Genomic DNA, 24,878 nt, shown 5'->3' with positions numbered 1-24,878 from the left:
CGTCGCCGAGCGCCCCGCCGTCGCCTGTCGTCCGCCACACCGTGACGGGCACGCCGAGCTCGGTGCGCAGCCGGGTCGCGAGAAGATCCGTGTCGCCGCCGGCGACGAGGACGACCCTCGCGAGCGCGGGCCGCTCGGGGGTCGTCGCGGTCGGTGCGACGCGGCGATCGCGCCGCCAGATCACGAGGTGGTAGGCGAAGACGACGGCCGTCGCGCACAGGAGTCCGAACGGGGCGCGGATGTGCTCGATGAGCCCGCCCGCTCCTCCGACGATGAGCACCTCGAGCACGCGGTACGCGATCACCAGAAGCGCGACGAGGGCGACGATCGCACTCGCGCCGAACACGACGATGAGGTACACGCGGCGGGCGGGGTCGCCCGCATCCGTCTCGCTCACCGCCCGGTCGGGACGCCACGCGATCCACCACACGGGCGCGCCGACGACGAGGGCGCTGAGTCCGCCGAGCAGGAGTGTGCGCGGGTTCGAGTCCACCAGCGTCGGACCGAGGGTCGCGAGCAGCGCGTTGATCACGACGCCGAAGCCGCTCGCGGCCCCGATGAGCGCGACGCCCGAGGTGACGAGGCGGGCGGCGCGGCGCGCACGCTCCGAGCGCGCGGCCATCACCTGACGGTGGTAGTCCCACACGATCGCACCGACGAGCGCCGCTCCGATCGCGGGGCCGAGCGGCGAGAGCACTTCGGCGGCGGCATCCGCGTCGAACAGCAGCCGCAGGACGACGAAGAGCACGGTTCCGAGCCCGAAGAGAGCGGTCGCGGCGGACGCGCCGATGATGACGACCAGCACGACGGTCGCGAAGCCGCCGCGCTCGTCGCGCGCCCCTTCGCGGAACCGGTGCCACCACCAGACCACCGCTCCGACCGCGAGCCACACGAGCGCCTGGAGCACCGGGACGAACCACGTGCGCGAGTCGGCCAGCACGGGCGCCACGCCGGCGAGCGCCTCCGACACGAGTGCGGCGATCGCGCTGATGGCGCCGGATGCCGCGACCGCGAGCCCGTACAGCGCCGAGAGCTGCACGGGCAGCAGCGGCAGCCGCGTGGGCGCGGTCGCCGAGCTGCGGCGCATGTGCCGGTGCCACACCCAGATGCCCGCCCACACGATCGCGGCTGCCGCGTCCGCGGGCTGCCACCGCCCGTCGAGGGCGGCGTTCACGGTGATCGCGAGCGCCGATGCGGAAGTGACGAGCGCCGTGAGGGTCGCGACCGTGAGGTAGAGCGTCCACACGAGCGACGCCCGCTCCGACACGTCGGACACCAGGCGGCGGCGCTCCCACCACCACAGCACCCCGGCGAGGGGCGCGCCGATGACGGCGAACGCGAGCGATCTCGCGAGTCCTGCGTCGTCGCCGGCGAGCGTGGCGCCTGCGCCGATGATCCGCTCGATCAGACCGGCGAGACCGATCGCGGCGATCACGACGAGCGTGAGCAGGAGGACGAAGACGATGATGCGGCGCACGACGGTCTGCGCCCGGCCGGTCGCGGTGGTGGCCATCATCACAGCCCGCTGTCGAAGCAGATCGTGAGCTGCCACGGCGCCGCGTCGACGTACCACTGCCCGCCGACGCGCACGAGGTCGAACGCCTCCTCGCTGCGGTACTCGTTCGTGCCGAACGGTCCGGACTCGTACACGGTCGCGACGATCACCTCGACCCGCGCGGAGTCCTCGCGCTCGGTCGTCTCGACCAGCGTCACCCGGAGGTCGTCCGTACCCGGCTGCTGCCGCTCGCAGTCGTCAGCGAGATCGGGCGCGAGATACCGGAGCGCGGTCTGCGTGTCGCCGTCGATGACCGCCTGCGAGTAGCGCTGCACGACCCCCTCAGGGGTGTCCTCCGCGTACTCGACGGGGCCGCCGCGCGCGAACACCGCGATGAGCGCGACCACGACGACCACCGCGACCCCCGCCATGAGGGCGATGAGCGGCCAGCGCGCCTTCTTCAGCGACTTGTTCGAGGCGTCCTCGGGAGCACCCGTTCCGGCATCCGTCATGGCCACATCATGCCGGTTCCGCGGCCCGTTGCGCCGCAGGGACTCGTGCCGATCTCACAGGCCGCCGCGCCTCCCGGATTGTTACGATCGACAGATCGGGCAGAGTCGCCCGCTCTAGGGGCCGTTTCCTCGGACGGCGAGGGGAGTCGCATGACAGAGACCGCGACAGAGACCGCTACGGACTTCGCGCGCGCGACGACCGCCATCCTCGATTCGGTGGCGCGCGTGATCGACGGCAAGCCGGATGCCGTGCGCTCCGCACTCGTGTGCCTGCTGGCCGAGGGACACCTGCTCATCGAGGACGTGCCCGGTGTCGGCAAGACGATGCTCGCTCGCGCCCTCGCGGCATCCGTCGACGCGACCGTTCGCCGCATCCAGTTCACTCCCGACCTGCTCCCCGGCGACGTGACGGGCGTGAGCGTCTTCAACCCGGTCGATCGCGAGTTCGAGTTCAAGCCGGGCGCGATCTTCGCGAACATCGTCATCGCGGACGAGATCAACCGCTCCTCCCCCAAGACCCAGTCCGCGCTCCTCGAGGCGATGGAGGAGGGCCAGGTCACCGTCGACGGACAGACCTACCCCCTGCCCGACCCGTTCCTCGTCGTCGCGACCCAGAACCCGCTCGAGATGGAGGGCACGTACGCCCTCCCCGAGGCGCAGCGCGACCGCTTCATGATGCGCATCTCGATGGGGTATCCCGACGCGAGCTCCGAGGCGCTCATGCTGCGGCAGCGCGACACCGTGAACCCCCTCGACTCGATCGCCCCGGTCGTCTCGAGCACGCGCGTCGCCGAACTCATCGCGTGGGCACGCGCCGTGCACGTCGCGCCGGCCATCGAGGAGTACGCGGTCGCCCTCGCGGCCGCCACCCGCTCGCACCCCGACCTGCGTCTGGGCGCGAGCCCGCGCGCGACGCTCCAGCTCGTGCGCGCCGCCAAGGTGTGGGCGGCGCTCGACGGACGCGGATTCGTCATCCCCGACGACGTGACCGCGCTCCTGCATTCCGTCTTCACGCATCGGCTCATCCCGACCCGGTCGGCGGGCGGCGCACGCGCCCGGTCGACCGCCGATGCGATCGCGACGATCCTCGACCGCATCGCGGCGAGCGTGCGGGTGCCGCTCGCGACCCGCCAGTGACCGGTCTGTGAGGCATCCATCATGAACCGCCTTTGGCCTCTCACCGCACGGGGCACGGGCGCGCTGGTGCTCGCGATCGCGTGCTTCATCATCGCGAACGAGGTGGGGATCCCCGAGCTCATGTACTTCGGTGTGCTCCTCCTCGCGGTGCTGGGCGCGAGCATCGCGTCGCTGTACCTCACGCGGCGGGCCGACACGGTGGCGCGGTCGTTCATGCCGGATGTGGCATCCGTCGGACGCGACGCGCGCGTCACGGTGCGGGTGGGTGTGCGGACGGCGTTCCCCACTCCCCCGGGCGCGTGGCAGGACACCCTGCCGAAGGGTGTCGCGGGCGACGCGCGCGGTGTGTTCCCCGCCCTCGGGTCGGGGCTGCGCGGATCAGACCGCATCGTCGAGCTGACGTATACCGTGACGGGCACGCGGCGCGGGGTGCATCCGATCGGCCCGCTCTCGGTGCGCTCGACCGACCCGTTCGGTCTCGCGCGGCGCCGCAACATCTTCGGCGAGAAGACCCACATCACGATCGCACCGGCCGTCGTCGACCTTCCGGCGCTTCGCAACTTCGCCGGCGAGGCGGGCGGCATGCTGCACACGACGACGACGCAGCTCGGTCAGGGCGCCGACAACCTCATCGCGCGGCCGTACGTGCCCGGTGACTCGATGCGGCGCATCCACTGGCGGGCGACGGCGCACCGCGACGAGCTCATGGTGCGGCAGGAGGAGCAGGAGTCGACGCCCGAGGCCACGGTCGTGCTCGACCGGGGCGTGCTGCGCTGGGCGGGCGAAGCGATGCAGGCTCCCGGCGCGGACCCCGGCTTCGAGATCGCGGTGTCGGCGGCGGCATCCGTCATCGCCCGTCTCGCGCACGACGGGTACGCGGTCGAGGTGATCGACTCCGACGGCACGCAGCTGGCCGAGCGCATCGACGGCGGCGACATGATCGAGGTCGAGCTGGTGATCAACGGCTTCGCGAAGCTCATGGCGCGGCGCGACGACCACCTCCAGCAGCTGTCGCGCGTCTTCTCGGGCGTCATGACCGGTCCGGTGGTCGTCATCACGGGTCGATTCGACACGGCGGATGCCTCCGCCCTCGCGCCGATCGTGCATCACTCGACGCTCCCGGTGCTGCTGACGGTCTCGCCGTCGGCGGGGTCGCTCGAGCGTGCGGCGGATCTCGGCTGGCGGGTCGGGCGCATCGGCGACGAGGCGGAGATCGCTCCGGCGTGGGTCAACGCGGTGGACAGGGCGGCGGCGAATGTCCTCCAGTGACCGCGATCCCACCGGGATCATCGACGACGTCCGGGCCGGCCGCCGCGGCGCCGACCTGACGCTCACAGCGGGCGTGCTCGTCGCGGTGCTCGCGGCGCTCCTGCCGCTCATGCGCGTCGTGCGCCCGAGCGGATGGCTGCTCGGCGCGGTCATCCTCACAACGGGCATCCTCGCCTCGGGTTACGTCGCTCGCCGATACCGGCTCGCGGCGATCGCGGTGTCCCTCATCGAAGCAGCCGTGTGGGTCGTGTTCGTGTCGCTCGTGTTCCTGCGCGACACCGCCTTGCTGTGGATGATCCCGACACCTGAGACGATCACACGTCAGGTTCCGCGGCTCGTCGGCGTGGCATCCGAGGAGATCGCTCTGGGAGCGGCCCCGCTGGAAGCCGGCGTCGCGCTGTCGTTCCTCATCGTCGCGACGACGGGCCTGCTCACGATCGTCATCGATCACGTCGTGCTGACCGCGCGGATGCCGCTTCTCGCCGCCATCGGACTCATCGCCGTCTCGCTCATCCCCGCGATCGCGGTGCCCAGCGACCTGGATGTCATGGCGTTCGTGCTCCTCGCGGCGGCGATCCTCTTCCTCATGCGCGCCGACACGCGTGCGCGCGAACGGCAGAAGGAGCGCGACGCGGAGCGGACCGCCGGCGTCCCCGCGACGGCGCTCGGCATCGGGGCGATCGCGGTCGTCGTCGCCGTCGTGGCGTCGCCGCTGCTCCCGCAGCCGACCGTGCGCGCGGGGGCCGGCGGGCTGGGCCCCGGCACCGGGATCGACGTGACGCTCGAGCTGGGCGACGACCTGCGGCGGCCGCGCGAGATCGAGGTGCTCGTCATGCGCAGCAACGCGCCGACGCCGCCGTATCTGCGCGTCGCGACGCTCACCGGGTTCGACGGCGCGGTGTGGAACCCCGACCGTGTGCGCAGCGTTCCGCTCGACGGCCCCGAGGGGCTCAGTGAGATCAGCGTCGCACCGAACATCGACGTCGCCGAGTACCGCACCAACGTCGTGGTGCTGAATCTGTCGTCGCCGTGGCTGCCGGTGTCGTATCCGGCGGTCGAAGTCACCGGATTGACGGGTCAGTGGGCGGCGGTGCCGTACAACCGCACGGTCACGGCGCGCTCGGGCTCGACGCAGGGGCAGGTGTACGAGGTGGTCAGCCACGTGCCGCGGCCCACGCTCGAGCAGATCCGCGCGCGGCCGTCGCGCGCCAACGAGCAGCGCGACGAGACGACGCAGATCCCGACAGATCTGCCGCCCATCGTCGCCGAGCTCGCACAGGAGGTGACCGCCGACGCGGCGACCGATTACGACCGCCTCATCGCGCTGCAGTCGTGGTTCCGCTCGAGCGAGTTCCAGTACTCGCTCGAGGCGCCCGTCGAGGACGGGTTCGACGGGACGGGCGCCGAGGCCGTCGCGCGGTTCCTCGAGGCCCGCGCCGGGTACTGCGTGCACTTCGCATCGGCGTTCGCGCTCATGGCGCGCACGCTCGGCATGCCGTCGCGCATCGTCGTCGGGTACCTGCCGGGCGAGGCGACGACCGACGCGATCGACCGTCAGACCGTGTACACGGTCACGAGCGGACGCCTGCACGCGTGGCCCGAGGTCTACTTCGACGGCATCGGCTGGGTGCAGTTCGAGCCGACGAACAGCCTCGGCACGCCGACCGCGTTCTCGCCCGCGGCGTCACAGGGCGGTCCGAACGACCCTGCGAATCCGGCGACTCCTCTGCCGAGCACGGCTCCTTCGTCCGCTCCCGGGCTCACCCCCGACGACGGCGGACCGAACGATTCGGGATCTTCGGATGCCTCGGCCACCGGTCCGCTCGACCTCACGCCCGCGGCCACGGTGGTCCTCGGGATCCTGTTCGCCCTCGCGATTCCTGGGCTCGTGCGCGAGATGCGGCGCCGGCAGCTTCTCGCGGCGGCGCGCACGGGCGATGCGGCATCCGCCTGGACCATCGTCCAAGACGTCGCGATCGACCTCGGCGTGAGCGTTCCGGCGTCCGAGAGCGCGCGCAGTCTCGGCGCCCGGCTCGTCGAGCAGCACGGCGCTCCTCCGTCGGACATGAGCCTCCTCATCAGCGCGATCGAGCGCGCGAGCTACGCGCCCGGCGGAAAGCACGGGTTCTGGCAGGGTGAGGCGATCGCGAACGCGGCGGTGTCGGCGTCGCGTGCGATGCTCGCGGAGGTCGAACTTCCGCGTCGGATCCTCGCGATCCTCGCGCCGCGGTCTCTCGTCATCCGCCCGGGCAGCCTCTACGCCGGTGCGGGGGCGCGGGTCGGGGCGCGCCTGCGGGCTCGCCCCTAGGGCGGCCGAGATTGCGCGAATCACCGCCGGATGCCGGCATCCGCAGCCGTTCGCGCAATCTCGGCGGGGCTTGAGCGGGGTCGGGCGGCGGTCGGGAGCGCGGTGGAGGGCACGGTAGGATGGCCTGTGGCCCTCCGGGGCCTCCTGGAGGATTCGCCTAGTGGCCTATGGCGCACGCTTGGAAAGCGTGTTGGGTGCAAGCCCTCGGGGGTTCGAATCCCCCATCCTCCGCCACACTCCTTCTTCCGCCGTCGCCTGGACGTTCGGAGTCAGGCCTTCGTGAGGTCCTGCGCAAGCATCACGAGGATGTCGCTGGGGCCGCGCAGGTAAGTGAGCTTGTACACGCCCTGGTAGTTGGCGACGCCGCGCAGCGGGTGGTATCCGTGCCTCGCCGCGATCGCGAGCGCCTCGTCGAGGTCGTCGACCGAGAACGCGACCCGATGCATGCCGATCTCGTTCGGCAGGATGGGGTCGCGTTCGATCGCGTCGGGGTGGATGTACTCGAAGAACTCGAGTTGACCCGTGCCGTCCGGGGTCTGCAGCACCGCAATGCGCGCGTGGTTGCCGTCGAGACCCACGGCGGTGTCGGCCCACTCGCCGCTGATCTCGTCGCGGCCGAGCACGGTCAGGCCGAGGTCGGTGAAGAACGCGATCGCCTCTTCGAGGTCTCGAACGGCGACGCCGACGTTCTCGAGCTTGATGGACATGCGGGCGAGCCTACTCACCCGATCCCCGTCACCGGCACCCCCAGCCACTCTCCGAGGTCCATGATCTCGGCGCGCACCATGTCCATCTCCTCGGGCTCGAACGGCAGGAACTCGTGGATGGCGTTGACGCGCAGCACCTCCGCCTTGCGGTCGACCTCGGCGTCGAGCATGCCGACGAACCGGTCGCCGAGCAGGATCGGATGCGCGAAGTAGCCGTACACGCGCTGCGCCTTCGGCTTGAACTGCTCGAGCACGTATTTGAACTCGAAGACCTCCTCGAGCCTCCCGCGGTCGAACAGCAGACCGTCGTATGGGTTCAGGAATGCGACACGGCCGCCCCGGTCCTCGTCGAGGGCGGCGAGCGCCTCTGGGTCGACGCGGAACTTCCAGGTGCTGCCTTCGACGGTGGCCGGCTCGCCGGCATCGCCGACGGGCGACCACCACCAGTGCGATCGTCCGATGCCTGTCGCCTGCAGGGTGCGCTCGTGGAGCATCCGCTTGGCCTCTTCGGGGTCGATCTCGGGAAGATCCTGGGGGTAGACGCGCTCCGCGAGATCCCACACGCGGTGCCGGCCCTCGCGTCGCGTGATCGCGACGACGCCCTGCCGGGAGAGGAAGTCGAGCATGATCGGCACCTGGTTCGAGCCCGACCAGCCGTCGGGAGGGCGGCTGACTTGCGCGGTGTCGGGGATGTCGCTCGCGAGGAGGGGACCGTCGGCGCGCAGCCGCGCGAGCACGTCCTTGCGGAACCGATCGTTGGCCTCGAGCCACTCGCGCGTGCTCTTGCGGCGCGGCCACGTACGCATGCCCGGCATCATGAGCGGCAGCAGGCTCATCGGATGGAACATGCCGCCGAGTTCGAAGAGCAGCCGGTCCTCCTCGACGGCCTTCCGCAGCTGGCCCGGCTCGTACGACCAGCCGATGCGCGACCACATGATCGTGTGCTCGCACGGCGCGATGACCGCCGTCGGGTCGATCTTGATCTGGCCGAGTTGCTCGGCGACTTCGACGACGTCACCCGGGCGCTCCGCGTCGAGCAGCTGGGCTCGCACGATGATTCGGCGCGCCTGCTCGCGGGTGAGGGTGTGCGTCACGGTCCGTGATCCCTATCGCACGAGCTCGTACCGGCGTCCGTCGACCGTGACCGAACCGCCGTCGACCGGCGCCTCATACGCGAGGGGGCCCGCGTCGCGCCACCCTTCGCGCTCGTAGAAGCGGCGGGCGCGTGCGTTGCCGGCGACGACGGCGAGCCACGGCTGCTCGTGCCCCGCCTCGATGAGCCGGCGCGCCCCCTCGTCGAGGAGCGCCTTCGCGACCCCCGTGCCCCGCGCGTCCGCGTCGACGAACAGCTGCTCGAGCTCGTCCCCCTTGAGCGTCACGAATCCGACGACGCTGCCGTCCACCTCCGCGACGAACGTGCGGTCGATCATCGCGGCCGCGCGACGCGCGAACGATTCCGGCGTGCGGTGCCGCACGAGCTCCTCGGGGACGTGCCCCAGGTGGCCATCCCGCCAGCCCGCCTCCCAGACCTCGGCGATTCGCGGGGCATCCGAAGCGACTGCGGGACGGATTCGCATGACAGTCAGGCTAGCGGCGCCGACCGACGCGGAAGACCGGATGCCGATCCGCCACCGCCTCGAACTCCTGCAGCGGCGCATCGGGACGCACCGGGATATGCGGCCGCGCACCCGGTGCCACCTTGAGGTACGCCTTGATGATCGGCGCCCGCTCCGCGACGGGAACCTCCTCGAGCAGGACCTCCTCGCGGCGTCGCCGCCGCAGGACCGCCCGCCCGCCGGCGGCGCGCACGTTGCGCACCCAGCCGACGTCATCGCCGAGCATCGACACGAGGTAGCGATCCCCGCCGACCTCGGCCACGGCCAGCGGCACCTCGATGGTGCGACCGGATCTGCGCCCGGTGACTTCGAGGGTGACCGCCTGCCGTGGCCCGAGGCCGCGAGAGAACAGTGCGGCGTCTGCCCGGTTGAAGGCCCGCATGAACGCGCCCGGCCGGTGCCGGTCCGAGCCGTACAGCCGGCGCTTCAGCTTTCCGAGCACGGTGACCAGTGTTTCAGGCGGGTACGCCGCGGGTCACCGACTTCCGGGCTCTCCACATCAGCAGCACCGCGGCCAGCCCGGCAGCGGACGGCAGCAGCCCGATCAGCCCGAGCTCGATCGGCAGCCCGGTGTCGCCTGACGTGTCGCGGACGGTGAGCAGGTACAGCGCCAGGACGGTCCCGACCGCGAACAGCGTGCCCATCAGCCAGTCCGCCCACCGGAATCCGCGTCGGGTCGCCCAGATCGCCAGGATCCAGCCGACGGCACCGAGGGCGCCGACGACCGTCAGCACGATGGTCCACAGGGTCACCGCCTCTTCGATCCGGGTGGGGCCGTATGACGGGTAGCTCGCCTTCAGGTGCGCGGCGAGCAGGCCGGTGCCGGCTCGGTCGACGTAGACGAAGGCGACGGACAGGACCGTGAGGATCAACCCGGCGTACAGGCTGGCCAGGACCGGGCCCCGGAGGCTGGTGTCGGGGGTGCGGGTGTCAGGGGTTCGAGCGGTCACGGTGGTGGTACTCCTTTCGTGAGGTCGTGCTTCGTGAGGTCGTGCTTCGTGAGGTCGTGCGGCCGGTGGGCCGCGGAAGGACGAGGGCGGCGACGAGGACGGCCACGCCGAGCAGGACCGCCCCGAGGTTGAACCCGAGCGCGTAGCCGCCGGTGAGCGCCTCCACGTCGATGGAGCCGTTGGTGGAGCCGCCCGCGCGGGCCGCAGCGGCGGTGCCCAGCGCGGCGAGACCGAGCGAGGCTCCCAGTTGCCGGGAGGTGTTCAGCACCCCCGAGGCGACGCCGCTGTGCCGCTCCTCGACGCCGACGGTGGCGGTGGCGACGACCGGCCCCAAGCACAGGCCGAAGCCGATGCTCGTCACCAGCGACGGGCCGAGGACGTCGGCGAGGAACGTTCCGTCGGCGCCGATCCGGCCGAACCAGGCGAACCCGGCCGCGGTCAGCAGCCCGCCCCAGATGAGCAGCGAGCGGGGCGGCATCCGCGAGCCGAGCCTGATCGCGAGGAACGAACCGGCGACGACGCCCAGCGCGAAGGGCAGGAACATCAGCCCCGCGAGCGCGGGACCGTGGCCGAGGACGTCCTGGAGGTACAGCGACATGAAGTAGAACGCGGAGGCCATCGCGGCGCCGAGCAGGAGGTTGTAGGCATTCGCCCCCGACACGGTGCGCAGCCGGAACAGCGCGAGCGGAAGCACGGCGTCACGCGTGGTCGCCCGTTGGACGAGCACGAACGCGACGAGAAGGACGGATGCCGCCACGAGCGAGCCGAGGGTGACCGGCGACGCCCAGCCGTGCTGGTCCGTGCCGACGATCCCGTACACGAGAGCGGTCATCCCCGCCGTGCCGAGAACGGCGCCGAGGACGTCGGGCCGTGCGTGGCGCGCCACGGGTCGGTCGGCCGCCACGCCCCACCACGCCAGCGCCACGGCGAGCACGGCCATGGGGACGTTGACCCACATGACCCAGCGCCAGCCGGCGTACTCGGTGAGCACGCCGCCGACGAGGACACCGAGAGCGCCGCCGGCGGCGTTCATCGCGCTCCACACGCCGAACGCCTGCGCACGGGCGCGACCGCTCGGGAAGGACACGGTGAGGATCGCCAGCGCGGCGGGCGCGAGGGCGGCCGCGCCGATCCCCTGCGCGGCACGAGCGGCGATGAGCTGGCCCTGTTCCTGGGCGAAGCCGCCGAGCAACGACGCGAGCGCGAAGAGGCCGAGCCCACCGAGGAGGACCCGCCGACGGCCGTGGCGATCGGCGAGCTTGCCCCCGAGGAGCAGCAGCCCGCCGAAGGCGAGCGCGTACGCGTGGATGACCCACGTGACGTCGACGCCCCCGAATCCGAGGCCCGACGCGATCTCGGGCAGGCCGAGATTCACCACCGACAGATCCAGGGAGACCAAGAACTGCACCACTCCCACGGCCGCGAGCGTCAACCCCGGCCGAGCGGCGGTCTCATCTTTTCGGAACATGTTCCTAAAATAAGGAGAGCGCGGTTCGGGAGTCAAACCGGAGGGCCCGGAGAGGGCAGGATGAGTGACATGACCGAGGCCACCCCCACCCCGCGCCGCGGCCGGCCCGCGGTGACGTCGCGGGCCCGGATCCTCGCCGCCGCGCGTCGGATCATCGATCGCGAGGGGTGGCGACGTCTCACCCTGCGCCGACTGGCCGCCGAGCTCGATGTGGGCACGACGACGCTCTATCACCACGTGCGCGACCGTGAGGATCTGCTCATCCAGCTCCTCAACGAGGACGCCGCGCAGAGCCTGGCCGAAGTCGAGCTGCCCGAGAAACCCCGCGAGCGCATCATCACCGCGATGGTCGCGGTGCACGACGCACTGGCCGAGACGCCGTGGGCGGCCGAGGTGCTCACCGTCGACGGCTTCCTCCCCCGCCTGGGCGAGCCGGCCCTCCGGGTGGTCGAGGCAGTCCTGTCCGCTGCGGTCGAGCTGGGGTGCACGCAGGAGCAGGCGGTCGACCTGTTCCGGACCGCCTGGTACCTCACCGTCGGCGAGCTCCTCGTCCGCGCGCGGTCCGGCGAGCTCAGCCAAAACGCGGAGCGCCGCGCGGACTGGGCCCGGGAGACCTTCGCCGACCCGCGTATGCCGCAGCTCGCCGCGATCGGCGCGCGCTGGCCGGAGCTCGCGGCCCGGGACACCTTCCGCGTGGGCCTGGCCGCGCTGGTGGACGGGATGCTGCCCGGCTCAAGCCGAGAAACCGCCCGATGACAGTGCGCCGCGCCCCGAGTAGCGTCGGAGCATGCCCCCCGAGAAAGACGAAACCCTGCCTGCGGCATCCGCCGGGGCCGCGCCCGAACCGGCGCACGACCCCGTCCAGTCGCCCCGTCTGACCGATGACCAGTGGGCACGGCTGCTCGAGTTCGGCGAGCCCGAGGAGATCGAGCCCGGCGACTACCTCTTCCGCACCGGCCAGCGCGACTACAACCTCATGCTCATCGAGAGCGGGCAGGTCGAGATCGTGCGCGAGCCGCTCGGATGGGTCGGCGAGGTCGTCATCACCACGATCGGTCCGCGCTCGTTCCTCGGCGAGCTCGGCATCCTGAACGGCCAGGCCGCGTTCCTGTCGGCCCGCGTCACCGAGCCCGGCATCGCGTACCGCGTGAGCGAGGAGAACCTGCGGAGGCTCATGGCCGAAGACGACGAGCTGTGCGACATCCTGCTGCACGCCCTGTGGGCACGGCGCGAGGCTCTGCGCAGCGGCCCCGCCGCGCTCACGCTCAAACTGGTCGGCTCCAAGGCGTCGAGCGAGTTCCTCGCCCTGCGTCGGTTCGCCGAGCGCACCGACCTCGTGCACACGGCGATCGACCTCGAAGACGTCGTCGACAAGACGCATCACGCCGACTACCTCGAGGAGCGCGGCTTCACGAAAGCCGACCTCCCGATCGCGTACGTTCAGGGCGAGCCGATCCTGCGCGCGACTCCCGGGCTCGTCGCCGACCGCCTCGGACTGAGCTACCAGGCCAGCACCGACGACTTCGTCGACCTGACCGTCATCGGCGGGGGGCCGGCCGGCCTCGCGGCGGCGATCTACGGGGCATCCGAGGGTCTGCGCACCGTCCTCCTCGACGCGGTCGCTCCCGGCGGACAGGCCGCAGCGACCTCGCGCATCGAGAACTTCCTCGGGTTCCCGTTCGGCGTCACCGGGCGCGCGCTCATCGGCCAGGCATCGCTGCAGGCGCTCAAGTTCGGCGTTCGCGTCTACGCACCGTGCGAGGCAGTGAGCCTCACCACGATCGACGAAGGCCTCGAGGTCACCCTCCGCGACGGACGCACGATCCACACGCGCAGCGCGATCGTCACGTCGGGCGCCGCGTACCGCACGCTCGACCTCGACCGCTGGAACGACTTCGAGGGCTCGGGCATCTTCTACGCCGCGACGCCGCTCGAGCTGCGCCAGGTGATGGAATCGCCCGTCGTGGTGGTCGGCGGTGCGAATTCTGCCGGCCAGGCGGCGCTCTACCTGGCATCGAACGGATGCCCCGTGCGCCTCGTCGTCCGCGGCGACGACCTCAGCCGGCGGATGTCGTCGTACCTCGTGACGCGGCTGCTCGAAGACCCGCGCGTCGAGGTGCTCACCCGCTCGCACGTCGTCGGCCTCGACGGCGACCGGTACCTGCGGCGCGTGCACATCGACCGCGTCGGCGAGGTCGAGGCGCGCGGGCTCTTCTGCTTCATCGGCGCCGAGCCCGCGACGTCGTGGCTCAACGGGGTCGACCGCGACCCCGAGGGATTCCTCCGGACGGGTGTCGACATCCCGCTCGACGCGCTCGGCGAGGACTGGCGGCGGCTCGGACGCGAACCACTGCCGTTCGAGACGTCGCTCCCGCGGGTGTTCGCCGCAGGTGACGTGCGCCGCGGATCGATGAAGCGCGTGGCGGCGGCTGTCGGCGAGGGGTCGAGCGCCGTGGCATCCGTTCATCGTGCCCTCGCTTCGGTGGGCGGCGTCTCGTGAGCGAGGCGGTCGACCAGGACACCGAATCGACGGATGCCGCGGAGCCCACGCGCTCCGCGCGGCCTGTCGCACCGTGGCTGTGCGCGGTGATCGGCGTCGCGGCGGCGTTCGTCGGACTGGTGCCGTGGCTCGTGACCGGCATGCGGCTGCCGCTGCAGAACCTGTGGGCGGTGGACGCGCCTCCCGAGGCGATGCCCGTCGCGATGCTGCCGTTCAGTCAGTACTCGCTGAGCCTCATCTTCGCGCTGCTCGTCGTCGGCGCCGCAGCCGCGGGCATCACGGCGCGGGCGCTGCGGCCCCGGATGCCGCGCGGCGGCTTCCCGCTCATCGCGAGCGGTCTCGTCGTGATCCAGATCATCGCGATCACCCAGTCGGCGGTGGCCGTCGGCGGCGGGCTTCGCGGCGGCACGGAGTCCGCTCTGTATCTCGGGGCGCTCGTCGTCGCGAGCGTCTTGTCGCTTCTCGTCGGGGTTCTCGTCGTGTTCCTCATCGCACGCGCGCCGCGCGGAGGCGCGCTCATCGGCCTGACGATCGGGGCGATCGCGACGCAATCGTGGCTCACGGGGTTCATGGGCGTCGAGACCCCGTACGAGATCGTCGGCCTGGTCCAGTGGGTGGCGCCCGTGCTCGTCGGCGTCGCGATCGCGTGGACCGGTGTGGGAACGGCGGGTCGCGTCATCGCGGCGCTCGTGAGCATCGCGATGGTGTGGCTCGCGCCCGCGGCGATCACCGCGGTGACGGCCGCCGCCGGGATGCGCGTGTTCGGGGGCCGGGTGAGCGAGATGGCGGACTACGCGCTGCGGGTGTTCGAGATGGCGGCGTTCACACCCCAACTGGCCTTTCGTCCGATCATCGCGGCGGTGGTCGTGGCGGCGATCGGACTCGCGGCGCGTTCCGTCCTCTTGCGGCGTGATCGACTTAATATCGAGCATGGCGCACATGACACCGACCGGCACGATCGTCGCGATCGTCGGGGAGCAGTCTGAAGACGCCCTCGCGACCTTCGACGGCATCCCCGGGGTCGAGATCCTCGCGCTGCAGGGCAGCGACCCCGGCCTGGCGACACGGCGCATCGCGGCCGCAAGCACTCCCTGGATCATCCACGACGCCGACCCGCTCGAGCACGTCGCAGCGGCGTGGGTCGAGCTCTTCGAAGAGCGCTCGACCCTCGGCGTGCTCGAACTCGAGGTCGAGGCGGCCATCGCCCGCTTCGAGGAGGGTTCGGCGCTCATGCCCGACTATTACATCGTCCTCGATCCGCAGGAGGCGCCCGACACGTGGCGCCACTGGTGGCTCGGGGCTCTCGGACATCACGCTCCGCAGCGCGTGCTCGCGTCGCGGGCACCGGAAGGACCACGAGACGCGGCGATCCGACGACTGTTGAAGGCGCTGCCCGCGTCGCGGCCGTGGCCCGACCCCGCGTCGTGGCTGCCGCACCTGCCGTTCGAGATCCCCGACCGGGTGGGGCTCAGGGACGAGGTCTAGAGCTCACTGCCCAGCGCCGCGAGCCCGCCGGCGAGGATGTCGGCGAGAAGCGCGGCATACCGTCCGTCGGGGTCGAGGTCGGGGTCGAAGACCGTGATCGAGGCGCCGATCGCGCGCGGCGCGAGCCCCTGGAGCAGGGCGGTGAGCTCGTCGGGCCGCAGTCCCCCGGGGTCGGGGCTGTCGACGGCCGGCATGACCTCGGGGTCGAGAACATCGACGTCGACCTGAAGCCAGTAACCCGCCCCCTGGTCTGCGACGTCGCGCACGCGTGCCGCCGCGCGAGCGCCGCCATGCAGGATGACCTCGCTCGCGGGTGCGACCGCGCCGATGGTCGCGCGTACGAGGTCGAGCTCGGAGTCGTCGTCGCGGCATCCGATGTGCACCGTCCGCTCGGGGTCGAAGTACGGTCCGCGCCCGTCGATGTCGGCGATCGCCGGCCAATGCAGTCCGATTGCGGCGGCGAGGTCCTCCCCCGCGACGCTCGCGCACTCGTCGCTGATCGCCGGATGCCGGAAGTCCGTGTGCCCGTCGACGTGGACGAGCCCGCGACCCTTGGGGGCGGCATCCGCCAGCCCCGCGGCGATGACGAGGCTGCAGTCGCCCCCGATCACGAGCGGCGTCGCGCCCGCCGTCCACACGCGGTCGAGCCGCTCGGCAAGACGCAGCGCGTGATCGACGAGAGCCGCTTCGTTGCGCACGTGTCCGGCGGGGCGGGTCGCGTCGTCGTCGACGTATCGTGCGGGCAGGACGGTGCCGGCGTCCCGTGCTCCGAGTTCGGCGAGGCGGGAGTAGAGGCCCGCCTCGCGCAGCGCTTCGGGCGCTTTCGCCGTGCCTGGAACCGCGCCGGGCTCGGGAGGCCGCAGGCCGAGGTTGCTTGGTGCGGAGACGATCGCCAGCATCCGGCCAGTCTGCCCCGCCCCTCCCCCAGGAGCGGTCAGCGGTAGAAGCCTTCGCGCAGATTGATCCCGTGCTCGACCCACATCTTGAGCGCGGCGAGCATGCCCGTCCAGCCCTCGCAGTTGCCGAACGCGCTCTTCGCGCCGTCGGCCGTGGCCTGCCACGACGACTCGGTGATCGTGACGAGGGTGCGGGTGCCCTCGTCGATGGGCTCGAACTCGAAGGTCGTGGTCGTCATGCCGTCGTCGGATGCGGCCGCGATCCCCTCCCACCGGATCACGATGCGGCGCGGCGGGTCGGCCTCGACGACGTTCACGGGGAACCGGCCCGGGAAGTCGGCGAAGTCCCACGTCACCTCGGCGCCCGGTTCGAGTCGCCCGCGCGCGCCGCCCGTCGTGAAGTACTGCGACAACTGCGCGGGATCGGCGACGGCCTCGTAGACCTCGGCGACGGGTCGCGCGATGCGCCCCGACACGGTGAAGTGGAGTTCGGTGAGTTCGGTAGACATGTTGTATTTTTATAACATGTCGGATGCCGGGCACAAGACCCACCTCGATGACGACGACCGCGTCTTCAAGGCCCTCGCCTCCCCCATCCGTCGTCGCATGCTCGACCTGCTGAAGGAGTCGCCCCTCTCCACGGGCGCCCTGTGCGACGCGTTTCCCGAGATCGACCGCACGACGGCGCTGCAGCATCTGCGCGTGCTCGAGGCGGCCGAGCTCGTGACCGGCCGCCGGGTCGGGCGGGAGCGGCGCCTGTCGCTCGCGCCGCTGCCGATCAAGCGCATCCACGATCGGTGGATCAGCGAGTACACGCGTGCGGCCGTCGACCTGCTGGCGCGACTCGACGCGGATACGCGGAACCCCTAGCACTGCCCGGCCGCGCTCTCAATCCCCGCGGACGCGCAAGGTCTGCCGAGTACGGTCGGGCGTGTTCCTGACGGATGGAGATTCACCGTGGCTACAACGACCGCGACCAAGACCAGCAAGAGCTCGACGGCCGGCAGCAAGCGCCGGCCCGCGCGCAAGGGCGCCGAGCTGACGCGCGAGCAGAACGCGGAGCGCGGATTCCAGGCATCCGAGACGCTCAGCGACAACCTTCAGAAGGTGCTCGTCGACCTCATCGAGCTCTCCCTTCAGGGCAAGCAGGCGCATTGGAACGTCGTCGGCCGCAACTTCCGCGACACGCACCTTCAGCTCGACGAGATCATCGAGGCCGCCCGAGGGTTCAGCGACGACGTCGCCGAGCGGATGCGGGCGCTCCACGCCCTGCCCGACGGTCGCAGCGACGTCGTGGCGCAGACGACGACGCTCCCCGAGTTCCCGCAGGGTGAGATCGCCACCACGGACGTCATCGACCTCATGACCGAGCGCCTCGACGCCGTCGCTTCGACGTGCCGCGAGGTGCACGACGACGTCGACGAAGAGGACCCCACGAGCGCCGACCTCCTGCACGCGATCCTCGAGAAGATCGAGCAGCTGTCGTGGATGGTGAGCGCCGAGAACCGCACGCCCAAGAAGTGAGCTGAACCTCGGGCCGCTCAAACCTCCGGCTCGATGTCGGGCAGCTCGAGCGGCAGCTCGCGCGTGTCGTCCCACGGCTCGGTCCAGCCGAGGCGGTCGAAGAGGCCCTCGAGCACGAGTCCGGTGAAGCCCCACACGAGGTGATCGCCGTGTTCGCCGTGCACGAGGAACCCTGGTCCGCGCCACTCCTGGCCGTCGCGGCGGATGACCGTCACGCCGCGATTGGCGGGGTCGAGCAGGTCGGCGACGGGCGCGCGGAAGACCGCGGCGGACTCGCGCTCGTCGACGACGCGGACCGGTGACGGATGCCGCCACCACGCGAGCACGGGAGTCACGAGGTGCTGCGAGTACTCGAGCCAGATGTTCTCCAGGGTTCCGAGCACCTCCACGCCGGCCGGGTCGAGGCCCGTCTCCTCGTGCGCCTCGCGCAGGGCGGCCGCGACCGGGCCATCGTCGCGCGGATCGAGGCGTCCGCCAGGAAATGCCACCTGACCGGGGTGCGAGCGCAGTGTGGTCGCGCGCTCCAGCAGGAGCAGGTCGAGGTCGCGCGGCACGGCGGCCGCCTGCGCCTCGTGCTCGCTCGGGAGCCTGTCGAGCACACCGAACAGGATCAGCACGGCGGCGGGGCGGGCCTCCCCCGGCGCGTGCGCTCGGGAGGACGCGTGGTTCGCCTGCGCGAGCGCGGCGAGCTGGGCTCGGGCGTTCTGCAGGGTCGATTCTGCGGTCGACTCTGCGGGCGGTTCGGCGGCGGGTTCGGCGGGCACCCGTTCAGGCTACGCTCGCAGACGACATGTGGATCGGCTGGATCGAGTTCGACATCCTGCTCGGCGACGTGCATTCGCTGAAAGAGAAGCGCAGCATCGTGCGCCCGCTGCTGGCTGACCTGAGCCGGCGCACCGAGGCGGCCGTCGCCGAGGTCGGCGCGAACGATCTGCACCGGCGCACATCCATCGGGATGTCGGTCGTCGCAAGGGATGCGCGGCATGTCCGGGACGTGCTCGAACGGGCCGAACGGATGCTCGCGGAGGAGCATCCGGAAGTCACCCTTCTGGCCTCGCGTCGAGGCCTCCATTCGAGCGACGACTGAGGTCGCGGCCAGGTAACGGTCAGGTAACGCCCAGAAAAGGCGGCAAGGATCGGGGCTTTGTGTGTCCGCGAAGCGGCCGCGCGTTGCGTCTCTCGCCGGCGCTGACAACCCGACACGAAACCCGAATCTTCATGCGCTCCAGTACTGCCACGTCTTCCACGTCGTCCACGCCCGTTGCCGAGCACTCCGCTCCCGCCCGCCGCAACCGCCGCCTCGCCGAGCGCCGCGCGCGCCGCCGGCCCCTCCTCTTCGCGACCGGCCTCGGTCTCGCGGTGGCGACGATCGTCGGGTGTGCCGGTGCGATGCCGCTCTCGTCGGCCGAGGCATCCGTCGATTCCGCACCTGCCACGCCGTACATGATGCTCGCGTCGTACTCGACGCCGGCTCCGCTTTCCGCGGACGCCGAACTCGCCGTCTCCGCCGCGGACACGGCGACGATCGAGGCGAAGGCCGCCGTCGAGGCGGCCGACGCCGCTGTCGCGAGCGCGGCGAAGGTCGCCGCCGACATCGAGGCGTCCGGGCTCGACATCGGCGTGGCGACGACCACCGTCGACACGACGCAGCTCGAAGAGACCGCGGACCGCCTCGAGCTCAGCATCGAGAGCCTTCCCGAGTCGCTTCTTCCGAGCGTGACTGAGGACGTGACCGCGCTCGTGGCTTCGGTGCAGGAGCAGGTCTCGGGTCTGCGCGGCCGCCTCGACGCGGCGGTCCAGGCCAAGAAGGAGGCTGAGGAGAAGGCGCGCCGCGAAGCCGAGGAGAAGGCTCGCCAGGCTGCCGAAGCCGCGGAGCGCGCGCGTCAGCAGCAGTCGTCCGGCTCGGGCGGTGGCGGCTGGGTGCCTTCGGTGCCCGTCGGCGGCGGTTCGGGTGACAACAGCCCGGCCGGCGCGCAGGCGACCGCTCGCGGCATGCTGGGCAGCTACGGCTGGGGCGACGACCAGTTCGGCTGCCTCTACAACCTGTGGCAGCGCGAGTCGGGGTGGAACTACCAGGCGTACAACGCCTCGAGCGGCGCGTTCGGCATTCCGCAGGCGCTCCCGGGCAGCAAGATGGCCTCCGCCGGCGCCGACTGGCAGACGAGCGCGCGCACGCAGATCGCGTGGGGCCTCGGCTACATCTCCGGCCGCTACGGCACCCCGTGCAACGCGTGGGGTCACTCGCAGTCCGTGGGCTGGTACTGACCCCGCCTGGCACCTACTCGCGGAAGGCCTCGAGCAGCTCGTCGACCGACTCGCCCCGCAAGAACACCGGGATCCGGTCGATCGGCGTGGGCACCGTCACCGTGCGGCCGCCCGTGATGCGTTCGCCGGTCCAGGCATCCGTCCACCCGTTCGTCCGCTCACTCTCGGGAAGCTCGGGGAGGTAGACCGACCACTCGGTCGCACCCTCTTCGAGCACGGGCGCCACGAGGATGTCGTCGCCGAGCAGCCACTCGGTCGGCGCGCTCCACACCGCCGCGTCGTGCGGCCACTCGAAGAACAGCGGACGCATGAGCGGGCGGTCGGTCGCGATCGCCGCCGCGGCCGAGCGCTCGAGGTACGGCACGAGCCGCTCGCGCAGCGTGGCGTACCGGCGGAAGAGCGGCAGCACGCGCTCGTCGCCGGTTCGCTCGGCGATGTTCCACGGGGTTCGGTCGCGCGACGGCGTGCGGTGGTGGTTGAACTCCGAGTGGTACTGCATGATCGGCACGAACGCCGACGCCTGCGTCGCGCGGATGTACAGCTCGCCGGTCGGAATCTCGCCCGAGAAGCCGGCGATATCCCACCCCCAGTAGACGATCCCGGATGCCGCGGCGGTCAGCCCCGCGTTCATCGACCAGCGGAACGCCTCCCACGTCGAGTTCTCGTCACCGGCCCAGAAGGCGCCGTGCGCCTGTGAGCCGGTGAATCCCGCGCGACTGAACGTCACGGGCGCCTTGCCCGCGGACCGCAGCAGGTCTCCGTACGCCTTCGCGTACGCCACCGGGAACGTGTTGTTCTTCTCGTCGCCGCGTCGGCCGTCGAGGTAGACGAGCTCGGAGCCCCACGCGTGCTCGCCGCCGTCGGTCTTGAACCCGTCGACGCCGATCTCCTCGACGAGGTACCGGCGCTTCTCGGTCCACCAGCGCGCGGCGCGCTCATCGGTGAGGTCGGGCATGAGCGCGAGCGGGAACCACCAGCCGCGGTTGCGGTACGGGCGCAACCCGCCGCGCGGATCGGGCTCGCGGATGAGCACGTCCTCGCGGATCGCCGCCTGCGCATCGGCCGCCACCTGACCGGTCGGGTGCGGACGCATCTTGATGAGCGGGATCTGCCACAAGTGGAGGCGGATGCCCCGCTCATGCAACTCGTCGGCCATGCCCTTCGGGTCGGGCCACGCGCCGTCTCCGGGGAACGTGAAGTCGGAGAGTCGGTGCGGGGCGCCGTCGGCCGATACCTCGTATTGCGCGTCACGGAAGGCGGTGAACGTCGACTCGTCGCTCCACGCCTCGATGACGACCGACCCGACCGGGATGTCGTGCTCGCGGTGCAGGTCCATCTGCCGCATGACCTCGGCCTGCGTGTTCCACTCGTTGCCGCTCGCCCACAGGCGGAAGACCCACGACGGCAGCTCGGTCGCGCGACCGACGCCGTCGCGGAACTGCCCGAGCACCTCGGTCGGCGAGCCGTCGAAGATGCGCAGGGGCACGGTGCCCGCGGCATCCGTCTCGGCTTCGATCACGATCCGTGAAGAGTCGGATGCTCCGATGTCGAACCACACGCGCCGCGTCGTGTCGACGTGGAACCCCCATCCGTCGCCGCCGACGACGTGCGCGAACGGCATGGGCAGGTACGTCTTGCGCTCCGCGCCCTGGCTCTTGTACTGCTCGAACACGACGGCGTCGAGCAGCTGTCCGGTCTGGTCGACGGCGTCGTAGCGTTCGCCGAACCCCGTGACGTGCTCCCCCTGCGCGAGCGGCAGCGCGAAGCGCACGCGCCAGGCGCGGCGGCCGTCGTGCAGCACCTCGGTCGTGCCCGGGATGACTCGCGGATGTGCGTCGGTGTCGGGTCGCCACTGCGCCGCGCGGAACTCGAACCAGCGCGTGCGCTCGGTGCGACCACCGTCACCATCGCCGCGTGTCGCGGTGAACCGGTAGCGGTATGTGCCTCCATAGCGGAGCTCGGGCGTGCGGGTCTGCCAACCGCCCGTCGACCGGGCGAGGCGAGCAGCCGCGGAGGCGAGGTGGCCGCCGTCGGTCACGCGTCCGCGCGAGGTCGTCGCGACGCGCTCGAGGCTCAGCTCGACGGTCTCCGGCGACGCGCCCGTGTCTTCGTCGGGCCGCCACTCGAGCGTGCACGCCACGGCGACGACGCCGGCGTCGGCGCGCAACCCCAGGGTGGCGGTCGAGCCCGCCTCGGGCACGACCGGCCAGCGCTGCTCGGTGTCGACGGAGTACGGGTGTCCCGATCCTGCGGGTCGGTGACGGATCATGCGAGGGTCTCCTCCTGAGCAGCGGTCTGCGGTGCGGCGAGGGCGGCGGGGTCGATGCGATCGAGCGCGATGCCGAGGCGCAGGAACATCGCGTGGCTCCACAGGAGCGGCGTCGCGACCGGACCCCAGCGGTCGATCCACTCCTGCCGCATTCCCGGTGCGATGAGGTGCCCGGGCACCTGCTCGGGCAGGTCGAGCTCGGGCGTCGCCGTCGCTGCGGCGTACTGCAAGAGCTCCTCGGCCCGCTCGCGGTCGCCCGCCGCGAGATGCGCGAGCCCGAGGAAGCACGTCAGCAGCGGCCACTGGCCGCCTCCGAAGAACGTGTCGCCGAGGTAGCGGTGCACTCCCCCGTCGACGAAGAGGTGCGCTTCGAGGACGTCGATTGTTCGACGGGCGACGTCGGATGCGGCATCCGTGAAGCCCAGCGGAGCGATCGCGGCCGCGAGGCTGCCGTCCACCGCGGTGCTGCCGAGCCACTTGATGAGGTGGCCGTCCTTCGTGCCGCGCTCGGCGACGAGGCGACGGAGTCTGGCCGTCTCGTCGCCGATGGCGCGCACCGTGGCGTCGTCGACGAGGCCGGCACGGGCGACGGCTTCGAGGCCGGCCGCGATGCACGCGAGCGTCGACACGTGGACGTGCTGCGAGTGCTCCTCCCACCAGTCGTAGCAGGGGCGCTCCCACGAGACGAGCAGGTACTCGGCGGTGAGCTGCGCGGCCTCGCGGTAGCGCGAGCCGTCGAGGCCGTGCCGCTCGAGGTGCTCGACGAGCGCCCACAGCCACGTGCCGTACCCGTCGAGCTGGAAGTCCCACCACTCGTCCGCCCCGTCGTCGCCCGCGAACGTGAAGCGCGCGGGGAGCATGTGCTCCGGCCCCGGCGGTCGGCCCGCCCGGGACTCTTCCACGATCCACCGGATCTTCTCCGCCCGGCGCACCGTCACCGCGGCGCACCAGTCGAAGAACCGGCTCGCCGACGCGACCTGCCCCGCCGCCGATGCGCCGTCGGCGATGAACGCTCCGTCGCGCAGCCAGCTGTAGCCGACGTACGCCGAGAACGTGGGGCTCGCCGGATAGGCCCCTTCGGGGGTCTGCAGTTCGGTGATGAGGCGGATGCTTCTCTCGGCGAGCGCCGCGAGCGCAGGGTCGTATGACACGAACGGTCCTTCGTTGTGAGCGGACGAGTGGTGGGACGGGCGCGGTTACTGCTCGAGGAGCGAGTTCACCTGCTCGGCGAGCGCGGCGATCGCGGCATCCGCCTCGGCGCGTCCTGCGGCGATCTCGCCGAGGGCGTTCGTGACGGCGTCCTGGATCTGGGTCGCGTTCGGGCCGAGGTCAGGGGCGACCGCGATGTTGTCGAGCGAGTCGAACACGGCCTGGCGGTTCGCCGGCGGGGTCTGCTCGAGGTACGGCTGCAGGAGCGACTCGTCGCTGATCGCCGGGAGCTCCCAGCCCGCCTCGAGGCGCACGTCGACCATCGTCTTCGAGCTGGTGAGGAACTCCGCCCACTTCTGCGCGGCCTCCTTGTGCTCCGAGCTCTCCGACACGACGACCGCGTTCGAGAACGTCGCGCTCGCCTGCTGCACGTCACCCGGCTCGACCGCGATGTCCCACTCGAACGGCAGGTCGCCGACGAGGCTGATCATCCAGATGCCCGTGTGCCACATCGCGAGCTTGCCGTCCTTGAACAGGTTCGTGTCGAAGTCGGGCGTGCCCGCGCCGTCGGCGGCCGTCGGCATGACGGTGCCCGACTTGCCGGCGAGCCACTCGGCCGCGGCGAGGCCCGCCTCGGAGTCGAACGCGGCCGCGGTGCCGTCCTCGTTGAGGAACGAGCCGCCGGCCTGGTCGACCGCCTTGTAGTACTCGTAGTACGAAATGGGCTGGTAGTCGCCCCAGACGCCGGATGCGGCATCCGTCAGCTTCTCGGCCGCCGCCTTCTCGTCGGCCCACGTCCAGTCGGACGTCGGGTAGTCGACGCCGGCCGCGTCGAAGAGCTCCTTGTTGTAGAAGAGCACGACGTCCGAGAACGAGGTCGGCAGGCCGTACTGCACGCCGTCCACGCTGTAGACGTCGAGCACCGACTCGCGGTATGCCGACGCGTCGACGCCCTCGAGCGGTGCGAGCACGCCGTTGGCGGCGATGTTCGGGAAGCTGCCCGCGTCGACGTCGAACACGTCGGCCTGCGTGCCGGCGGCGAGGTCGGTCTGCAGCTGCGTGAAGTAGTCCGAGTAGGGCGCGGTCTGCACCTCGACGGTGATGTCGGGGTTCTCCTCCTCGAACGCGTCGACGATCTTCTGGAGGTTCTCCTCATTGCCGCCGTTCGAGATGAAGTTGGAGTAGGTGATCGTGACCTTCTCGCCGCTGTCACCACCCGAGTCGGAGCTGCTCGCGGTGGAGCATCCGGTCAGGACGAGGCCCGTGAGGGCCGCGAGCGACGTCGCCGTGATGAGTGTCTTCGTGGTTCTCATGTGAGTTGCCATCTC

General features: G+C 71.3%; 25 protein-coding genes and 1 tRNA gene. 12 read left to right on the top strand and 14 right to left on the bottom strand.

Going from position 1 to position 24,878, the window contains the following annotated elements; all coding sequences use genetic code 11:
- Together VNR19_RS01005 and VNR19_RS01000 are read right to left on the bottom strand one after the other, a co-directional pair.
- Window positions 1–1,513: DUF5671 domain-containing protein (locus VNR19_RS01005; RefSeq protein WP_325723013.1), on the bottom strand; the 1,513-nt coding region annotated here is incomplete at its 3' end.
- A gap of 2 nt (window positions 1,514–1,515) precedes the next feature.
- On the bottom strand, window positions 1,516–2,007 hold the full coding sequence (locus VNR19_RS01000; protein WP_325723011.1) for an LpqB family beta-propeller domain-containing protein: 492 nt from the start codon (window positions 2,005–2,007) through the stop codon (window positions 1,516–1,518).
- Between the two features lie 150 nt (window positions 2,008–2,157).
- Here VNR19_RS01000 and VNR19_RS00995 point away from each other — a divergent pair, with 150 nt between their 5' ends.
- The 4 genes from VNR19_RS00995 to VNR19_RS00980 all read left to right on the top strand — a co-directional run bounded on the left by VNR19_RS00995 (window position 2,158) and on the right by VNR19_RS00980 (window position 6,955).
- Window positions 2,158–3,144 (top strand): AAA family ATPase, encoded by a 987-nt coding sequence (locus tag VNR19_RS00995; RefSeq protein WP_325723009.1) that lies wholly within the window; start codon window positions 2,158–2,160, stop codon window positions 3,142–3,144.
- Between the two features lie 21 nt (window positions 3,145–3,165).
- The gene (locus VNR19_RS00990) at window positions 3,166–4,413 is read left to right on the top strand and encodes a DUF58 domain-containing protein (RefSeq protein WP_325723007.1); all 1,248 of its coding nucleotides are present in this window, start codon (window positions 3,166–3,168) and stop codon (window positions 4,411–4,413) included.
- A complete protein-coding gene (locus tag VNR19_RS00985; RefSeq protein WP_325723005.1) occupies window positions 4,400–6,721 on the top strand; it encodes a transglutaminase TgpA family protein in 2,322 nt (773 codons plus the stop codon). The genes VNR19_RS00990 and VNR19_RS00985 overlap by 14 nt, the downstream gene beginning before the upstream one ends.
- 146 nt (window positions 6,722–6,867) lie before the next feature.
- A tRNA-Ser gene (locus tag VNR19_RS00980) sits at window positions 6,868–6,955 on the top strand.
- 35 nt (window positions 6,956–6,990) lie between these two features.
- Here VNR19_RS00980 and VNR19_RS00975 read toward each other — a convergent pair.
- The 6 genes from VNR19_RS00975 to VNR19_RS00950 are packed head-to-tail and all read right to left on the bottom strand — an operon-like array spanning window position 6,991 to window position 11,462.
- Window positions 6,991–7,428, bottom strand: a complete 438-nt coding sequence (locus VNR19_RS00975) for a VOC family protein (protein ID WP_325723003.1) — start codon at window positions 7,426–7,428, stop codon at window positions 6,991–6,993.
- Window positions 7,429–7,442: 14 nt separating this feature from the next.
- Complete coding sequence (locus VNR19_RS00970) at window positions 7,443–8,522, bottom strand: DNA glycosylase AlkZ-like family protein (protein ID WP_325723001.1); 1,080 nt, start codon at window positions 8,520–8,522, stop codon at window positions 7,443–7,445.
- 12 nt (window positions 8,523–8,534) lie between these two features.
- On the bottom strand, window positions 8,535–9,005 hold the full coding sequence (locus VNR19_RS00965; RefSeq protein ID WP_325722999.1) for a GNAT family N-acetyltransferase: 471 nt from the start codon (window positions 9,003–9,005) through the stop codon (window positions 8,535–8,537).
- Window positions 9,006–9,015: 10 nt separating this feature from the next.
- On the bottom strand, window positions 9,016–9,486 hold the full coding sequence (locus VNR19_RS00960; protein WP_325722997.1) for a nitroreductase/quinone reductase family protein: 471 nt from the start codon (window positions 9,484–9,486) through the stop codon (window positions 9,016–9,018).
- 13 nt (window positions 9,487–9,499) lie between these two features.
- A complete protein-coding gene (locus tag VNR19_RS00955) occupies window positions 9,500–9,994 on the bottom strand; it encodes a hypothetical protein (RefSeq protein ID WP_325722995.1) in 495 nt (164 codons plus the stop codon).
- Complete coding sequence (locus VNR19_RS00950; RefSeq protein WP_325722993.1) at window positions 9,975–11,462, bottom strand: MFS transporter; 1,488 nt, start codon at window positions 11,460–11,462, stop codon at window positions 9,975–9,977. Before VNR19_RS00950 ends, VNR19_RS00955 begins: the two co-directional genes overlap by 20 nt.
- 69 nt (window positions 11,463–11,531) lie before the next feature.
- Here VNR19_RS00950 and VNR19_RS00945 point away from each other — a divergent pair, with 69 nt between their 5' ends.
- From VNR19_RS00945 to VNR19_RS00930, 4 genes are read left to right on the top strand one after another with little or no spacing between them, the layout of a single operon-like run.
- On the top strand, window positions 11,532–12,218 hold the full coding sequence (locus tag VNR19_RS00945; protein ID WP_325722991.1) for a TetR/AcrR family transcriptional regulator: 687 nt from the start codon (window positions 11,532–11,534) through the stop codon (window positions 12,216–12,218).
- A 31-nt stretch (window positions 12,219–12,249) separates the two neighbouring features.
- Window positions 12,250–13,962: an FAD-dependent oxidoreductase gene (locus VNR19_RS00940; RefSeq protein ID WP_325722989.1), complete on the top strand. Its 1,713-nt coding sequence runs from the start codon at window positions 12,250–12,252 to the stop codon at window positions 13,960–13,962.
- The gene (locus VNR19_RS00935; protein WP_325722987.1) at window positions 13,959–14,948 is read left to right on the top strand and encodes a hypothetical protein; all 990 of its coding nucleotides are present in this window, start codon (window positions 13,959–13,961) and stop codon (window positions 14,946–14,948) included. Before VNR19_RS00940 ends, VNR19_RS00935 begins: the two co-directional genes overlap by 4 nt.
- On the top strand, window positions 14,902–15,447 hold the full coding sequence (locus VNR19_RS00930) for a hypothetical protein (protein WP_325722985.1): 546 nt from the start codon (window positions 14,902–14,904) through the stop codon (window positions 15,445–15,447). The genes VNR19_RS00935 and VNR19_RS00930 overlap by 47 nt, the downstream gene beginning before the upstream one ends.
- Here VNR19_RS00930 and VNR19_RS00925 read toward each other — a convergent pair.
- A complete protein-coding gene (locus VNR19_RS00925) occupies window positions 15,444–16,346 on the bottom strand; it encodes an arginase family protein (protein WP_325722983.1) in 903 nt (300 codons plus the stop codon). The genes VNR19_RS00930 and VNR19_RS00925 overlap by 4 nt on opposite strands.
- Before the next feature lie 35 nt (window positions 16,347–16,381).
- Entirely contained in the window at window positions 16,382–16,852 is a 471-nt protein-coding gene (locus tag VNR19_RS00920; protein WP_325722981.1) for an SRPBCC family protein, read from the bottom strand.
- 16 nt (window positions 16,853–16,868) lie between these two features.
- Between VNR19_RS00920 and VNR19_RS00915 the strand changes: the two genes are divergently transcribed.
- The gene (locus tag VNR19_RS00915) at window positions 16,869–17,213 is read left to right on the top strand and encodes an ArsR/SmtB family transcription factor (protein WP_325722979.1); all 345 of its coding nucleotides are present in this window, start codon (window positions 16,869–16,871) and stop codon (window positions 17,211–17,213) included.
- A gap of 87 nt (window positions 17,214–17,300) precedes the next feature.
- The gene (locus VNR19_RS00910; protein ID WP_414684106.1) at window positions 17,301–17,867 is read left to right on the top strand and encodes a Dps family protein; all 567 of its coding nucleotides are present in this window, start codon (window positions 17,301–17,303) and stop codon (window positions 17,865–17,867) included.
- A 17-nt stretch (window positions 17,868–17,884) separates the two neighbouring features.
- Here VNR19_RS00910 and VNR19_RS00905 read toward each other — a convergent pair whose 3' ends face one another.
- Window positions 17,885–18,577 (bottom strand): NUDIX hydrolase, encoded by a 693-nt coding sequence (locus VNR19_RS00905; RefSeq protein ID WP_414684107.1) that lies wholly within the window; start codon window positions 18,575–18,577, stop codon window positions 17,885–17,887.
- A gap of 80 nt (window positions 18,578–18,657) precedes the next feature.
- Here VNR19_RS00905 and VNR19_RS00900 point away from each other — a divergent pair, with 80 nt between their 5' ends.
- A complete protein-coding gene (locus VNR19_RS00900) occupies window positions 18,658–18,954 on the top strand; it encodes a DUF503 domain-containing protein (RefSeq protein WP_325722976.1) in 297 nt (98 codons plus the stop codon).
- A gap of 131 nt (window positions 18,955–19,085) precedes the next feature.
- Window positions 19,086–20,132: an aggregation-promoting factor C-terminal-like domain-containing protein gene (locus VNR19_RS00895; protein WP_325722974.1), complete on the top strand. Its 1,047-nt coding sequence runs from the start codon at window positions 19,086–19,088 to the stop codon at window positions 20,130–20,132.
- Between the two features lie 13 nt (window positions 20,133–20,145).
- Here the strand turns inward: VNR19_RS00895 and VNR19_RS00890 are convergent, their stop codons facing one another.
- Genes VNR19_RS00890 through VNR19_RS00880 form a run of 3 tightly spaced genes read right to left on the bottom strand, consistent with a single transcriptional unit; the run spans window position 20,146 to window position 24,863 of the window.
- Window positions 20,146–22,401: a glycoside hydrolase family 31 protein gene (locus tag VNR19_RS00890; RefSeq protein ID WP_325722972.1), complete on the bottom strand. Its 2,256-nt coding sequence runs from the start codon at window positions 22,399–22,401 to the stop codon at window positions 20,146–20,148.
- Entirely contained in the window at window positions 22,398–23,552 is a 1,155-nt protein-coding gene (locus tag VNR19_RS00885) for a glycoside hydrolase family 15 protein (protein ID WP_325722970.1), read from the bottom strand. Before VNR19_RS00885 ends, VNR19_RS00890 begins: the two co-directional genes overlap by 4 nt.
- 45 nt (window positions 23,553–23,597) lie before the next feature.
- The gene (locus VNR19_RS00880; protein ID WP_325722968.1) at window positions 23,598–24,863 is read right to left on the bottom strand and encodes an ABC transporter substrate-binding protein; all 1,266 of its coding nucleotides are present in this window, start codon (window positions 24,861–24,863) and stop codon (window positions 23,598–23,600) included.
- Window positions 24,864–24,878: the final 15 nt, after the last annotated feature.

This window comes from Microbacterium sp. (assembly GCF_035556355.1).
In the GTDB taxonomy this organism is placed as follows: domain Bacteria; phylum Actinomycetota; class Actinomycetes; order Actinomycetales; family Microbacteriaceae; genus Microbacterium.
This window is presented reverse-complemented; position numbering and strand designations above follow the sequence as displayed.

Bases quoted from the DNA above. Each gene is read 5' to 3' on its own strand.
- VNR19_RS01000 (WP_325723011.1), bottom strand. From the start codon at position 2,007: ATGACGGATGCCGGAACGGGTGCTCCCGAGGACGCCTCGAACAAGTCG.
- VNR19_RS00995 (WP_325723009.1), top strand. From the start codon at position 2,158: ATGACAGAGACCGCGACAGAGACCGCTACGGACTTCGCGCGCGCGACG.
- VNR19_RS00990 (WP_325723007.1), top strand. From the start codon at position 3,166: ATGAACCGCCTTTGGCCTCTCACCGCACGGGGCACGGGCGCGCTGGTG.
- VNR19_RS00985 (WP_325723005.1), top strand. From the start codon at position 4,400: ATGTCCTCCAGTGACCGCGATCCCACCGGGATCATCGACGACGTCCGG.
- VNR19_RS00975 (WP_325723003.1), bottom strand. From the start codon at position 7,428: ATGTCCATCAAGCTCGAGAACGTCGGCGTCGCCGTTCGAGACCTCGAA.
- VNR19_RS00965 (WP_325722999.1), bottom strand. From the start codon at position 9,005: ATGCGAATCCGTCCCGCAGTCGCTTCGGATGCCCCGCGAATCGCCGAG.
- VNR19_RS00950 (WP_325722993.1), bottom strand. From the start codon at position 11,462: ATGTTCCGAAAAGATGAGACCGCCGCTCGGCCGGGGTTGACGCTCGCG.
- VNR19_RS00945 (WP_325722991.1), top strand. From the start codon at position 11,532: ATGACCGAGGCCACCCCCACCCCGCGCCGCGGCCGGCCCGCGGTGACG.
- VNR19_RS00940 (WP_325722989.1), top strand. From the start codon at position 12,250: ATGCCCCCCGAGAAAGACGAAACCCTGCCTGCGGCATCCGCCGGGGCC.
- VNR19_RS00930 (WP_325722985.1), top strand. From the start codon at position 14,902: ATGACACCGACCGGCACGATCGTCGCGATCGTCGGGGAGCAGTCTGAA.
- VNR19_RS00925 (WP_325722983.1), bottom strand. From the start codon at position 16,346: ATGCTGGCGATCGTCTCCGCACCAAGCAACCTCGGCCTGCGGCCTCCC.
- VNR19_RS00920 (WP_325722981.1), bottom strand. From the start codon at position 16,852: ATGTCTACCGAACTCACCGAACTCCACTTCACCGTGTCGGGGCGCATC.
- VNR19_RS00915 (WP_325722979.1), top strand. From the start codon at position 16,869: ATGTCGGATGCCGGGCACAAGACCCACCTCGATGACGACGACCGCGTC.
- VNR19_RS00900 (WP_325722976.1), top strand. From the start codon at position 18,658: ATGTGGATCGGCTGGATCGAGTTCGACATCCTGCTCGGCGACGTGCAT.
- VNR19_RS00895 (WP_325722974.1), top strand. From the start codon at position 19,086: ATGCGCTCCAGTACTGCCACGTCTTCCACGTCGTCCACGCCCGTTGCC.
- VNR19_RS00890 (WP_325722972.1), bottom strand. From the start codon at position 22,401: ATGATCCGTCACCGACCCGCAGGATCGGGACACCCGTACTCCGTCGAC.
- VNR19_RS00880 (WP_325722968.1), bottom strand. From the start codon at position 24,863: ATGAGAACCACGAAGACACTCATCACGGCGACGTCGCTCGCGGCCCTC.